Genomic DNA, 14,197 nt, shown 5'->3' on the forward strand with positions numbered 1-14,197 from the left:
AGCATTCCTCCCCCCATACCAATTGGGGGGAGGTAACAAAGAGAGACGTTATGTACACCTTAATAATCAAACAGGGCAAACGTATCGATGGTTCAATCATCGATATTCTAATCAAAGACGGAAAAATCGAAGCTGCAGGTCCTGAGCTTTCCCACAATCAGCACGCTGAGAAAATCATTGATCTTGAAGGTAAGCTGTATGTTAGCGCTGGATGGATTGATTCTCACGCCCACTGTTTTGCCGAGTCGCCGATTTACTTCGATGAACCTGATCTCGCTGGTGCCGCTGGCGGTGTCACTTCACTGGTTGATGCGGGCAGTGTGGGCGCTGATGATATTGACAGGTTTTATCGGCTCACCACTCAATCCAAAACTAATGTCTTCTCTCTGCTAAATATTTCACGCATTGGCATTATTGCTCAGAATGAGCTGTCCAACATGGACAATATCGACGATGCGAGTTTTCAAGCCGCACTTGAGCGCCATCCCGGCTTTGTGGTGGGCATGAAAGCGCGTATGAGCAAAAGTGTAGTTGGTGAGAATGGTATTGCGCCTTTGGTTAAAGCTAAAGAAATGCAGAAAAAACACCATCTTCCATTAATGGTGCACATTGGAAATAACCCGCCAAATATTGATGAAGTCGCCGACTTACTCACCCGTGGGGACATCATTACCCACTGTTTTAATGGCAAACCGAATAAAATTTTAGGGGATGATGGCTACCTAAAACCATCTATTGCCCGCGCCCTCGCCCGTGGCGTGATCCTCGATGTGGGTCACGGCGGTGAAAGCTTTAGCTTCAAAGTCGCAGAGCAAGCCATGCGAATTGGCACCTATCCAGACATTATCAGCTCAGACATCTATCACCGTAACCGTGTGAATGGCCCCGTTTATAGCCTTGCATTCGTGATGACGAAATTCCTGTGTATGGGCTTTAGCGCCGAACAAATTTTACGCTGTGTCACTGAGAAAGCCGCGGATTTACTGTCGCTTCCTGCTAAAGGTTATTTAAGACCAGGCTTTGATGCTGACATCACGCTATTTGACCTCAAAGAAGAGGCAACCGAGCTGACGGATGCCGACGGCGAGCATCGCATCGGTACCCATCGTTTTGTTCCTGTTGCTGCCATCGTTGGTGGAAAGCACATTATTCCTGCACAAGGCGAATCTGAACATGCAATCAATCTATGAAAAATATCAGTTAAAACACGTTATTAATGCCTCCGGTCGTATGACTATTTTAGGCGTTTCGACCCCAACACCTGAAGTGGTCGAGCGCGTAGCGTATGGGCTGAACCATTATTTTGAAATTAAAGACTTAGTAAACAAAACCGGGGAGTACATCGCTCAACTGCTCAATGTTGAAGCTGCGGTTGTGGTTTCCTGTGCCTCTGCAGGTATTGCTCAAGCGGTGGCGGCGGTGATTGTGCAAGATGATGAGGATTTGCTGCTTAATTTGCACTCCTCCAGCAAATCCGTTCCTCGTGAAATTATTTTGCCAAAAGGACATAACGTGAACTTTGGTGCCCCCGTGGACACGATGGTCACGTTAGGTGGCGGTAAAGTGGTTGAAGCAGGTTTTGCGAATGAATGTAGCGCTGCGCAGCTAGCGGCAAAAATCACCCCGCAAACCGCCGCCATTTTGTACATCAAATCTCACCATACGGTACAAAAGAGCATGTTAACCGTGGCTGAAGCGGCCAAAGTCGCGCATGCCCACCAGCTTCCCTTGATCGTGGATGCGGCGGCGGAAGAAGATTTAACTGCCTATTACCAAGCGGGTGGCGACATTGTGATTTACAGTGGCGCCAAAGCAATTGAAGGGCCGACCAGCGGCTTGGTTGTTGGTAAAAAACAGTATGTTGAATGGGTTAAACGCCAATCTCAAGGTATTGGCCGAGCCATGAAAGTGGGTAAAGAAGGCATTTTGGGCTTAACACTGGCTATCGAGCAGTACCTCACCGCCACCAAAGAAACTGGGGCACAGATGGTTAGCCGTATGGATAAATTCCTTAAAGATTTAAATGCGATAGCCGGTATTTCAGCCCGTATTGTTTGGGATGCCGCTGGGCGTGATATCGCCAGAGCCGAGATCAGTTTCGATGAAAAAGCGATTGGCAAAACCACCTACCAAATAATGGATGAACTAAAACAAGGCAATACCGCGATTTATTTTCGTGAGTACAAAGCCAATGAAGGTAAGGTTGAGGCCGATATTCGCAGCGTCAGCACCGAGCAACTTGACGTCATTTCGCAGCAAATTCGTACGCTAGTAGAAGGAATTTAACATGAAGTTGTCACCAAATTTTTACCATGGCCGTGTGTGCCTGAACGTCCTAGCAGGGAGCCATCAAAACGCAAAGGATATTTATGCCGCGGCGGAGAGTTTTGTGGTTGTTGGAGTGTTATCCAAGAATTACCCTGATCTTGAAAGTGCCATTGCGGATATGAAGGCGTACGCCAAGGAAGTGGATAATGCGTTATCTGTCGGTTTAGGTGCTGGCGACCCTAAACAGTCCACCATGGTGTCTCTGATTTCAAAAGAAGTTCAACCTCAGCATGTGAATCAAGTGTTTACGGGCGCACCGATTAGCCGCGCGCTACTGGGTCAGAATGAAACGTTTGTGAATGCGTTGATTTCCCCAACGGGTACAGTGGGAATGGTGAAAATTTCAACAGGCCCATTAAGTGCTCAAGCGCCCGATGGTATCGTGCCGATTGAAACCGCCATTATGATGCTCAAAGATATGGGCGCAGATTCTGTGAAGTTCTTTAATATGCAGGGCTTGAAGTACATTGAGGAATACAAAGCTATCGCAGAAGCTTGCGCGAAGTTTGATTTTTCTTTAGAGCCAACGGGCGGTATTGATTTAGAAAATTTCGCCGAGATCCTGCAAATCGCCCTCGACGCTGGCGTGAAGAAAATCATCCCGCATATTTACAGTTCCATTATCGACAAAACTACTGGTGATACCCGCCCAGAGGATGTCCGCCAATTGCTAAACATGGTTAAAAACGCGGTAAATTGATGTGGTAATAAGCTGCACATAAGAAAATAAATATTAGCGAGACGTTAAAGTACTTACCGCCATAACCATGACAAAGCAACCAATGCCCCACTCACTTTTGTGCCGTGGGGCATTTTTAGTTTTTAATTTTGAATCAATGACCTATTCCTTTGGCATTCGGTATGATATGAAACCAGTAGTTATCCGGTACAGGGCTATCCCAAACACCTAGGTAAGCCGCAACCGCGATAGTGGCGAATAAAATACCTAGGGTCAAAATGGCCATCATCATTCCCGATAACGGAATTTGGCGTTTTTTAGTCGGCGCTTGTAATGAGAAAGTCAATGTTGACGCCACTGGACAAGATTCAACGCACGTCATGCATCCCGTACATTCAACCGTTCTGACGTTGATTAATTGGTCAACAGGAATGCGTGATGGGCAATTTTTGGCACATTTTCCGCAATCAATGCAGCTTTCGACATTTCGGCGAATTTTAACCGGCGAGAATAGAGAAAATATCCCTAGCAATGCACCATAAGGGCAGAGATAACGACACCACGCATTACGAATAAACAGGCTAGCGACGACAAGAACAGAAACCGTGATGAGTGAGGCGCTACTAATATAGCGAAAGAAATCCAGCATTTTGACATCGATGATGATCCCATAAGGCGACATCATAAAGTATTGGATCATTTGCGCCGGCATGGAGAGCGAGATATAGAGGAAGAAAGCTAACAGTAGGTATTTTAATCCTCTTAAGGGAATATCGAGCCATTTAGGTACGTTGATTTGGAAACGAAACAGTTTCTGCCCTATTTTCCCGATATATTCCGATATTGTGCCTATCGGGCACAGCCACGAGCAAAAGGATTTTTTCAGCAGTAAGCTAATGATAATAAAAGAAACTAAGAGAAACATTGCTGCCGCATGGATGGGAGGCAATCCACCCGTTTCAATGGTGTATTTTAAGTTCATTAACCCCGCTATAGGCAGCCAGCCTTCGATACCTCCCGGACGAGGAAGATGGAACGTCGCACCGCCCGTTTCGTAATAGCGCACCCAGTAATAGAAGGTAATGCCGATATAAATATTGATCGCCAAAAGCGTGATTTGCACGACTTTCCGCCATGTCGAGGCGTTGCGCCAATCATTCCAAGGGAGTTTTCCGCCAACGGTTCCCGGACGACGTGGGTATCGTACTGAGGGTTTCTTTGCCATGTCCGCCTATCTCTTTAACATGCATTTCAAATACCATTATTGTATTTAAGTCCCCAGCACTCGTATTGATTTGCATCACTGCCTTGCGATGTTGACGGTGGTATGGCGTATTGATTAGAAAGTATGTCAATGAAAGATAGTAAACGGAGGTTTTTTCTGAATAGTTAAACGAAGCGCTAGCGGAGTCTATTTTTAGTGGTGAGAACTCAGCCCCAAAGAATTCTGACAATAACTGTACGGAGGTTCTTGGTACGGTTAAAGACAGAGCCATGACTATAAAAATTGTGGATGCAGCCAAGCCTACTGGGATAATTTTTGCCCCTGATAGGGATAAACCAATGTTGATTTCATTATGGAAAGAAGTTGTTAACACAGAAAGTGGCCAGAGTGTGAGGTTTCACGGAAATGGCCATATTCAAAGGATTGTGACTAGGGATCAGAAACGGAAATCGCACTTGGGGAGGTGCTGGATAGGACGTAAAAAACGAATTAGTCCTAAGCTTTTTTTAACTCCCAATATGCTATTCTACAAGCAATGAGCATTTCTTTATGAAAATCGCTATCCTTAATTCCAACAATAGAAAATATATCCATTATTAATGGTTGAATTTTAGCTAATATTTCAATCATCAACTTATTTTCTAACTTATTCAACTTGCTTTCAAATATAGTAGAATCAAAATTAAGCTCATTTAAGACTGAAATAAATAACCTTTTTATTTTTTCTTCTGAATCGGTATAAGTACTCCTCATTACTTGAGCTCTAATTTTGTGATACCCCGCAGAAAGATCACCCAAAAGTTCTTCATCAATATACTGGCAAGAAAATGAGTGAAAAATATCACTCAGAAACCAATTAGCATCAGGATCAGCTTCATCAGGAGCTCCATTTTTATGGTTAGCATTCCTAAAAAATCTATTATATAGGTAACGGGTAGAAACATTTTTTAAAACAATTTCACCATCAGGGAATTCTATTCTGAATTTGATCCGCTCTAACTCTTCAGTAATAAATTTATAGTGAGCGTAAAAACTATCCGATCTATTTTTACTCTCTGAAACTAAGATTTGTTTTTCTGTTTGAATAGATTTATGAATATTAGATACAATAACACCAAATATTGGAGAAAGTGCTAAGATAGCTAAAGGAAAAAAACTAATTTCTGCAAACTTAGATATACCTTCCTCACTTAAATCTGGAATGTAATTTTTCCATACAAACCCTCCAACAATAAGAAATAAAACGATTGGCGATAGAATAGCAAACCAAAATAATAGCTGTTTTTCTAAGCTTTCATCATTTAGCTTTAATTTATCGGTATTTAAGAGACTAAAAAATGCTCCTAGAAACAGAGAAATAATCAAGAATATCAGAAAACCTGAAATATACGGACTCATACCACCCCCTATCAAAATTTGCACAGAATTCTAATCTATCAAAATATTTTAAACTACCTCTTTCATATGAAATAAATTTACTTTAGGGGTATGGAATAGTTAGCTTAGGCTTTAGGCAATCTAATAAAATCTTTTAAAAATAAAAGTAACCAACTAATATTATTAACATTTAATTGTGTAGAGCTCCAAAAAAGTATTATTTATATATACTGGATTAATACACAGTATATAGATGAGGTATTTGAATATGAGTGATGTTTTACGAGAGGTCGTAGCCTTTGAGCGCATCAGTGTGATTGCTAAGCTAGGTAGCTTATAAACATGCAACGCATGTGATATGCAGGTAGTACTAGAAATGATTACAGAAATTGCAGATGAAGCGAGGGAAAAACTTCTGAAAAGTAAAAATGTATCAAAGAAACAAGATCATTAGGTTTAAAATAATTACTAGTTATATATAATCGACAATTATTTTTTATGGATCACAGACATGAAAGAAGAAGCAAAAGAAATTGTACAGGCTGTAACTGAGGTCGCAAAAGATAGAATTAAAAATCCTGTCATGGCTACATTTGTTATCTCTTGGTGTATATTTAACTGGAGTTCCTTGCTTGTTCTAATTTTCGGCAATGATTCAGTTCAGCTAAAAGTACAAATTGCGTCAGTTGCATTTAGTGAAAAAAACTCATGGTTTATACCTGTATTTTTTACAACTGCTTACTTATTTCTTAATAAACCATTAAACCTTGTATTTCAAAAAGCAATGGTTAGCTCTGATTACATATCTATGTCAATCGAACATAGTAAAAAAATAAAAGAGTTAGAACTTGAAAAAGAACGTGAATCATTGCGAGCTGAAAAAGATATGGCTTATGAAGATACAAAAACAAATAAAGAAAAAGAAATTCAGGAGATGAAAGAGCAAATTACAGTATCTAAAGATAAAGAAGGTTCTCTAACAAGAGAAATCAATGAATTAAAAGAAGAAAAAGAATTTAATATAGATAATATTAATGAGCTACAAAAAACAGCTTTAATGCAGCAAGAGAGAATTCATTACTTAACTTCTGAGAATGAAAAATTAACAAAACATTTAGAGCAGAATGGAAATACCGCAAAAGATAAAGAAATTAGAGAACTCTCTCTAAAATTAAATGAGATGACTGCTATACGGAATGAATATGAAGCACAAGCTAAACGGCTTGAGGTAAAATTAAAACAGAATGGATGGGTCTAATAGATTAAAAAACAATACATTTAAAATAAAAAAGATTAATTAAATATTTTTAAAACAATGGATTGATTGGTGTAAAAATGAGAGATGAAATTAAAAGTTTTGCTAAAGAATTTACATCAAAAGTAAAAAACCCTATTCTTTTTACTTTTGGAATTTCATGGGTTTTCTTTAATTGGAAAATAATATTATTTACACTTTTTAGTGATTATGGTGTATTGGTTAAAATACATTATATAACAGAAAACTCAAGTAAAATCACTGTACTATATGCTTTTCTCACTTCGATATTTTATGCTTTGTTAATGCCTACTTTACGATTATATCTAAAAAAGTGTTTGGTTAATATTAATAACCAAGAAAAAGATATTATCTATAAAGAGGAGCAAGCAGCATTAAATAATTCAATTAATTTGAGTGAATTAAGAGCAAAAGAAAAAACAGCTTTTGATCGAGTTGTAGCCGGAGATGAAAAAGAAATTCAAGAAATGCGTGAAAGTATAACAATATCAAAGAACAGAGTTGGTCAGTTGACAGAAGAGCTTGATAATTTAAAGAATGAACTAGAAAAGAAAACAAAGGAAATCGCATTGAAAAATGATAAGATAAACATCTTATCTAATGAAAATGGTAGATTAAAGAGAATAAATAAAAATGCCTCGGCATCAAATAATGGCAGTAATTCTAATCTTTTTTCCACCTCTAACTTTACTCCTATAAACCTTTTCCCCCAATCAATACCAGATACTCAAGCTGAACATTCACCTTTTGTCAGCTTTATGTCAAAAGATATGCTCCTGAATAAAATTATTGAAAAATACAAATTAAAAGAGTCAGATAAAATAGAAGAACTACTTAATAAATTAAGTGAGAGTAAAAGAAACTTGATCATTAATATCTTTCATAATGACTTAAATAGAAAAAACATTAGAAATTTCGTAATTAAATTAAATAGAGAGAGAATGAATATATTAACTGATATTTTAGACTTATAAATATCAAGTTTTATATAACAACTCCAGCGCCATTTGGCGCTGTTCAGGGTTTAAATCCTGCATTATCAATGCCAATCATTTTATTGCTTTTTCGCTTGGGCTAATGGAGTGGTCAAACATCAGGCTTTATACATAATAAAAAAGGCCTATAGCGAACGCTATAGACCTTTTCTATTTATCTGTGGAGTTGGTCGGTAAGCCGGGTTCTGTCGTGGACAACCATTCATCTAGGCCAGCACTTGCGCACTGGCTCCAGCAACCTACCCGAGTTCAATGCGGGCCGCACCATATGAACCCCTATTTGGTCTTGCTCCGGGTGGAGTTTACCATGCCACGAACTGTTGCCAGTCGCGCGGTGCGCTCTTACCGCACCCTTTCACCCTTACCTGATCCTGTAAACAGGCCATCGGCGGTTTGCTCTCTGTTGCACTTGTCGTAGGCTCGCGCCTCCCAGACGTTATCTGGCACCCTGCCCTATGGAGCCCGGACTTTCCTCCCCTCTACCCGTCTCCCGAAGGGACTACGATAAAGCAGCGGTTGTCTGACCAACTCCGCGGCGAATTATAGGCACTTTGCACTAGCTTGTACAGACTCAATGACAGGCAAATTACGTCAAAACGGGCACTTGGACAAAAATCACTCGCCGTCTTGCTGGTCTAGCATTAATTTGTAGAGCTGGTTTTTCTTCAGACCATAAATTTCTGCGGTGATCGCGGCCGCTTTTTTCGGTGGCAACTCTTTTTGCAGTAGACCCAACGTACGAATAACATCTGGCGTAATCGCCGATTCATCCGTTTGTGGCTTATACCCTTCCACAATGAGTACCATTTCACCGCGATGACGGTTTTCGTCTTCTTTTACCCATTCAAGTAATTCACCAACTGGGCGCCCTTCAATCGACTCCCAGGTTTTGGTCAATTCACGGGCTAAAACTACTCGGCGCTCTGGCCCCCACACTTCCACCATGTCTGCTAAACTGTCTAACAAGCGATGAGTGGATTCATAGAAAATAAGTGTTCGAGTCTCTTGTTCTAAGGATTGCAAAACATCTTTGCGTCCCTTAGTTTTTGCAGGTAAGAATCCTTCATAACAGAAACGGTCTGAAGGTAAACCCGCTGCGGACAAGGCGGTGATGGCCGCACAAGCGCCCGGTAATGGGACAACGCGGATCCCTGCTTCACGGCAGCGATTGACTAAGTGATAGCCAGGATCATTAATTAAAGGTGTACCTGCATCCGAGACTAATGCGATACTATCCCCTTGTTGAAGCTTGCTAATTAATTGATCTGCTTTTTGCTGCTCGTTATGATCATGTAGCGCAAACATGCGCGCATTGATGGCAAAATTCTGTAAGAGAATGCCTGAGTGCCTTGTGTCTTCCGCAGCAATTAGGTCAACATGTTTAAGCACATCTAACGCGCGTTGCGTGATATCTCCCATGTTACCAATTGGGGTTGGCACGATGTACAGCGTAGATGCCATAACCACTGCTTGATTAGGTTGATTCATTGTTTCATCCGAATAGCCGGTTTAAAATTAAGCAATTGAAAAATACACCATTGGATACAGTATGCGTCCTTCAATTTTTTTGCATTTGAAAAAAAGATTAATCTGCACTGCGATGTTGTCCACGTTGGCATTAACAGGGTGCCAAATCGAATCATCGACAACCTCGACAACAACCCAGCAGCCTAGCGTTTCTGATGCCAGCCATTACCAGTCCGTTATCGATGCCGCTCAAGGCAAACCATCAATGGATGTCCTGCGTGCTTTTATCAGCCAAGAACCTCTGCTAACCGATCCTGCACAACATCAGGCGAATATTGATTCTCTGTGGCAGATGTTAACACAGATGAAGCCAGAACAGATTCAAGGAATCGAAGCTGACGAAAATATTCTACTGGGCTGGGTCGACCTTCTGGATATCTACCAAAATAATAAAGATGACCCAGAAGCACTACGTACTGGCATCGAAGACTGGAAAACTCGCTACCCACATAATCCAGGCGCCAAAAATCTGCCAAGCGCATTAGTTCAAGGAACCGTTACCAAAGTCGGGGCGAACCCACGTATTGCGCTATTTTTACCGATGAGCGGGCAAGGCCAAGTCTTTGGTCAAGCCATCATGCAAGGCTTCCTTGACGCACAAAAAGGTTTACCTTCAGGCCCTGCATCTCAAGCTGCCGCAGCACCGACTGCGCCACAAAACTCCGGTAATGATGTGCTAGACCAGATTTACCAAGAAGTGGCTGCGACGGTTAATGAAAATGCCAATTCTGAAGTTGCTGCATCCAGCGTGCGCATTGATGCAACTCCAACTAATACCCAAAGCGTTAAAGTCTTTGATACCCAAGGTAAAGCGATCCCTCAATTAGTCGCTCAAGCCTCTTCTGAAGGGTATAACTTAATTGTTGGGCCTCTACTGAAATCAGAGGTGCAAGCTATTACTCAAATGAATGCGCCCGTCAATGTATTGGCACTGAATGAATTAGACGCTAATCAATTACAGCCGCGTGCAAATTTATGTTATTTCTCTTTATCCCCTGAAGATGAAGCGAAAAATGCCGCTAACCAAATGAAATTAGACGGTAAGCAGATGCCGTTAGTGTTAGTGCCTGCATCCCCATTTGGTGATCGCATCGCAAAAGCGTTTGCCGAAGAGTGGCAAGCAAAAGGCGGTGGCACTGCACTGATGCAAACATTCGGTTCTACTGCATCTTTAAAAGAATCAATCAACCGTGGTCAAGGGATCCGCATGACGGGTACCCCGATCAGTGTCGATACCCAAGGGATGGCACCAACCAGTGGCGGTGTTGATGCGGTTTATATCGTCGCAACACGCGACGAATTAACCCTCGTCAAACCGATGATCGATATGGCGATCAGTTCCCGCCAGCGTCCTGCTTTATATGCCAGTTCGCGCAGTAACCAAGGGAACTCAAATGCGGATTATCGTTTCGAAATGGAAGGCGTGAAATTCAGTGAAGTTCCATTACTTGCTGGTGCAAACAACAACTTACGCAAACAAGCTCAGGGCAAAGTGAATAACGATTATTCGCTGTTCCGCCTGTATGCGATGGGTATTGATGCATGGTCACTGGCGAATAACTACGATAACTTGCAGCAACACAGTGACCAATTCCGTGTTAACGGTGCATCTGGTACGCTAAGTGTGCATGATAACTGTGTTATTTATCGTGAATTGCCGTGGCTGCAATTCAAGCAAGGGCAAGTAAAGCCTGCGCAATAAATTAAACGAGGTCGCTTTATTGCTGCCTATTTTTCAGACAAGGATGTCATGAAAACCGTTAAAAAGTCATTAAAATGGTTGACTGGTCGATATTACGAAAACCAAGCGCTCTCCTATTTAAAGCAGCAAGGGCTCGCTTTTGTCGCACGCAATGTTCGAAATCGTGCGGGAGAAATCGATTTGATCATGCGAGATAAATCAGGCTGGGTATTCGTAGAGGTTCGTTTTCGCAAGAATAGTGATTACGGAGACGCACTTTTATCAGTAAACTGGCACAAACGCAGAAAAATATTGTCCACCGCACAATATTGGCTTGCTCAACGACAAGAAAGTTTTGAAACAACACCCTGCCGCTTTGATATCTGTGCAATCACCGGCAAGCAATTTCAGTGGATTCAAAACGCATTTAATCTTAGTGAACAGGAATATAAGTAAGTGCTAGATAGAATAAAAGTTTGCTTTACTGAAAGCATCCAAACTCAAATTGCCGCAGCAGAAGCCCTGCCCGATGCAATTTCTCGTGCTGCTATGATGATGGTGCAGTCACTGCTTAATGGTAATAAAATTTTGTGTTGTGGCAATGGCGCATCCGCAGCAACAGCACAGCGTTTTGCGGCGAGCATGATCCACCGTTTTGAAACCGAGCGCCCAAGTTTACCCGCCCTCGCGCTAAATACGGATAATACCGTGCTCACCGCGATTTCAGGAAGCAAGCAACCAACTGAAATTTATGCAAAACAAGTTCGAGCGCTAGGCCAGCATGGCGATGTATTAATGGCTATCTCAACCCATGGTAACAGTGCCGATATTATTAAAGCCGTAGAAGCTGCAGTAACGCGCGATATGACTATTGTCGCACTTACTGGCTATGATGGTGGTGAGTTAGCGGGTCTTTTAGGGCCACAGGATGTTGAAATTCGCATTCCATCCCAGCATAGTGTCAGAATTCAAGAGGTACACTTACTCACAGTGAATTGTCTGTGTGACCTTATCGATAACACGCTCTTTCCTCATCAGAACGACTAAGGAGACAAAATGCGATTACTTCCGATTTTTGCCATAGTGTTTAGCGCGGTTCTTTTACAAGGCTGTATTGGTGCGGCTGTTGTGGGTACTGCCGCAGTAGCCACCAAAAGCGCTACAGACCCTCGTTCTGTTGGTCAACAAGTTGATGATGGCACATTAGAAGCCCGAGTCAGTGGTCAACTTAACAAAGACAAAGATATCACCAGCAAAGCCCGTATTATTGCAACGGCGTATAAAGGTAATGTCTTGTTAACTGGACAATCTCCCGATATGTCATGGGCAGATAAAGCCAAACAAATCGCCAGTAACGTCGATGGTACAGAAAAAGTGTATAACGAGGTTCGACAAGGTCAGCCTGTTGATTTAGGTACCGCGTCAAAAGACACTTGGTTAACCACCAAAGTAAAATCTAAGATTTTAGCCAGTGACGAAGTGAAGTCCGGCAGCGTTAAAGTCATCACTGAGAATGGTGAAGTCTTCTTATTAGGAGTCCTTACTCAGCAAGAAGGTGCTGCGGCGGCAAAAATTGCCAGTGAAACGGATGGCGTTCGTCGCGTAACGACGGCATTTACTTATCTCAATTGATTATAATTAGTAACCTATTGTTACAAAGAGCCAAGCCATGAAGTCAAATTCATGGCTTTTTTCTTATTCCTCACCTATACCGTTATTTTTCAGATAATTCCTATCTCCTAATAAGCTCATCTGATTAAGTATCCACGCCTGCCTTTTCAAAATATATGAAGATGGATTTTTCACATGGAATCGATGAGGATTAGGTAAAACAGCCGCTAAAAGCGCAGCTTCCTGCCTGGAAAGCTTGCTGGCAGGTTTATTAAAGAATTTATTTGAAGCCTCTTCAACGCCAAAAACCCCCTCCCCAAACTCTGCAATATTAAGATAAACAGTAATGATCCGAGTTTTTGACCACATCAACTCCATAATTGGTGTCATTGCTGTCTCAAGCCCTTTTCTTACCCAGCTTCTTCCATCCCATAACCATAAGTTTTTTACCGTTTGCTGAGAGATTGTTGATGCCCCTCTAACTGTCTGTTTATTACTCGAATTATGTTTATATGCTCGCTCAATTGCATCAAGATCAAATCCCCAATGATGAGGAAAATTTTGATCTTCAGAAGCAATGACAGCGAGATAAAGATAGGGAGAAATCTGTTTTTCACTCACCCAAGTCGAATGAGAAACATAAGAAAAATTAAAGCTTATCCATGCGGAGAGCTGCCTTTCGACCATCACTGCAGAAAAGGGAACAGGGATAAATTTGAAGATCACAACCGACACTAGCCAGAGGGCAAGTAATGAAAGTGTGATCTTCTTTAACCAATACCACAAGCGAGAAACAAACTTTTGCATTGAGTTAATTACGCCATTTCTAATACTTTCTCAACCAACTTATTGATACCTATATTTGCCTCAGCAATGGATTGAGCCAGCATATAAGCAGGTGTTGTAACAACTTTGTTATATTCATCAACCACAATGTTATCAACCGTGCAAACAACATGCTGCCCACCCATCTTTTCAATTTGGGCAATCGTTTCAGTATCATTGCCAATCGTCAATTTCACTGATGTATTTAACATCTTCGGTAGCATGACAGGAGCAATACACATCAGCCCTAGCGGCTTTTTCTGATGGTGCATTGCCTGTACTAAACTTAATAGTTGTTTATTAATTTCACATTCGCTTCCTTTTACCGCAAAATCGCATAAATTTTTTGCCACACCAAAACCACCAGGAATTATAAGGGCATCTAGCTTAGAGGCATCTGCTGATGACAAAGGCGCTATTTTCCCACGAGAAATACGTGCAGATTCTTCCATTTGGTTACGATTTTCTGTTTTTAACTCACCATTAATATGATTAATTACAGTAGCTTGATATTCATCTGGTGCATAAAAGTGAACTTCTGCGTTATTTTTACTTAAAGCAAGCATAGTTAATACTGATTCATGGATCTCGCTTCCATCAAAAACACCACAGCCACTTAAAATTACCGCAATTGATTTCATATCTTCGTCCTTTTGTAGTAAATTACTCCCCA

General features: G+C 41.4%; 9 protein-coding genes, 1 other RNA gene and 5 pseudogenes. 9 read left to right on the forward strand and 6 right to left on the reverse strand.

Annotated elements, in window-relative coordinates:
- Positions 1-50: 50 nt before the first annotated feature.
- The 3 genes and pseudogenes from GKR74_RS09850 (at position 51) to dagF (ending at position 3,058) form a co-directional block, all read left to right on the forward strand.
- Positions 51-1,217, forward strand: a pseudogene (locus GKR74_RS09850) (amidohydrolase/deacetylase family metallohydrolase).
- Complete coding sequence (locus tag GKR74_RS09855) at positions 1,174-2,286, forward strand: DgaE family pyridoxal phosphate-dependent ammonia lyase (RefSeq protein ID WP_154603430.1); 1,113 nt, start codon at positions 1,174-1,176, stop codon at positions 2,284-2,286. The pseudogene GKR74_RS09850 and the gene GKR74_RS09855 overlap by 44 nt, the downstream one beginning before the upstream one ends.
- Before the next feature lies 1 nt (position 2,287).
- A pseudogene (dagF, locus tag GKR74_RS09860) lies at positions 2,288-3,058 on the forward strand (2-dehydro-3-deoxy-phosphogluconate aldolase).
- An 85-nt stretch (positions 3,059-3,143) separates the two neighbouring features.
- Here the strand turns inward: dagF and GKR74_RS09865 are convergent.
- Together GKR74_RS09865 and GKR74_RS09870 are read right to left on the reverse strand one after the other, a co-directional pair.
- Positions 3,144-4,232 (reverse strand): annotated as a pseudogene (locus GKR74_RS09865) (4Fe-4S binding protein).
- A gap of 495 nt (positions 4,233-4,727) precedes the next feature.
- On the reverse strand, positions 4,728-5,630 hold the full coding sequence (locus GKR74_RS09870) for a hypothetical protein (RefSeq protein WP_154603433.1): 903 nt from the start codon (positions 5,628-5,630) through the stop codon (positions 4,728-4,730).
- A 490-nt stretch (positions 5,631-6,120) separates the two neighbouring features.
- On the opposite strand from GKR74_RS09870, the gene GKR74_RS09875 reads away from it, so the two are divergent.
- Positions 6,121-6,867 (forward strand): hypothetical protein, encoded by a 747-nt coding sequence (locus GKR74_RS09875; protein WP_154603434.1) that lies wholly within the window; start codon positions 6,121-6,123, stop codon positions 6,865-6,867.
- A gap of 77 nt (positions 6,868-6,944) precedes the next feature.
- Positions 6,945-7,859, forward strand: coding sequence for a hypothetical protein (locus GKR74_RS09880; protein WP_154603435.1), 915 nt, complete (start codon positions 6,945-6,947; stop codon positions 7,857-7,859).
- 179 nt (positions 7,860-8,038) lie between these two features.
- On the opposite strand, the gene rnpB is transcribed toward GKR74_RS09880, so the two are convergent.
- Together rnpB and rsmI are read right to left on the reverse strand one after the other, a co-directional pair.
- Positions 8,039-8,412: RNase P RNA component class A (gene rnpB / locus GKR74_RS09885), an RNA gene on the reverse strand.
- An 8-nt stretch (positions 8,413-8,420) separates the two neighbouring features.
- Positions 8,421-9,368 (reverse strand): annotated as a pseudogene (gene rsmI, locus GKR74_RS09890) (16S rRNA (cytidine(1402)-2'-O)-methyltransferase).
- Positions 9,369-9,429: 61 nt separating this feature from the next.
- Between rsmI and GKR74_RS09895 the strand changes: the two are divergent.
- The 4 genes and pseudogenes from GKR74_RS09895 to dolP all read left to right on the forward strand — a co-directional run bounded on the left by GKR74_RS09895 (position 9,430) and on the right by dolP (position 12,726).
- Positions 9,430-11,109, forward strand: coding sequence for a penicillin-binding protein activator (locus tag GKR74_RS09895; protein ID WP_154603436.1), 1,680 nt, complete (start codon positions 9,430-9,432; stop codon positions 11,107-11,109).
- A gap of 48 nt (positions 11,110-11,157) precedes the next feature.
- A complete protein-coding gene (locus GKR74_RS09900) occupies positions 11,158-11,544 on the forward strand; it encodes a YraN family protein (RefSeq protein WP_154603437.1) in 387 nt (128 codons plus the stop codon).
- Positions 11,545-12,135, forward strand: a complete 591-nt coding sequence (gene diaA / locus GKR74_RS09905; protein WP_006659121.1) for a DnaA initiator-associating protein DiaA — start codon at positions 11,545-11,547, stop codon at positions 12,133-12,135.
- A 9-nt stretch (positions 12,136-12,144) separates the two neighbouring features.
- Positions 12,145-12,726: pseudogene (dolP, locus tag GKR74_RS09910) on the forward strand (division/outer membrane stress-associated lipid-binding lipoprotein).
- Positions 12,727-12,783: 57 nt separating this feature from the next.
- Here the strand turns inward: dolP and mtgA are convergent.
- Both mtgA and elbB read right to left on the reverse strand, forming a co-directional pair.
- Complete coding sequence (mtgA, locus tag GKR74_RS09915; RefSeq protein WP_154603438.1) at positions 12,784-13,506, reverse strand: monofunctional biosynthetic peptidoglycan transglycosylase; 723 nt, start codon at positions 13,504-13,506, stop codon at positions 12,784-12,786.
- A gap of 8 nt (positions 13,507-13,514) precedes the next feature.
- Positions 13,515-14,165: an isoprenoid biosynthesis glyoxalase ElbB gene (gene elbB, locus GKR74_RS09920; protein ID WP_154603439.1), complete on the reverse strand. Its 651-nt coding sequence runs from the start codon at positions 14,163-14,165 to the stop codon at positions 13,515-13,517.
- Positions 14,166-14,197: the final 32 nt, after the last annotated feature.

Origin of the sequence: Providencia sp. wls1914 (assembly GCF_009706645.1) — a bacterium.
GTDB classification, from domain to species: domain Bacteria; phylum Pseudomonadota; class Gammaproteobacteria; order Enterobacterales; family Enterobacteriaceae; genus Providencia; species Providencia zhijiangensis.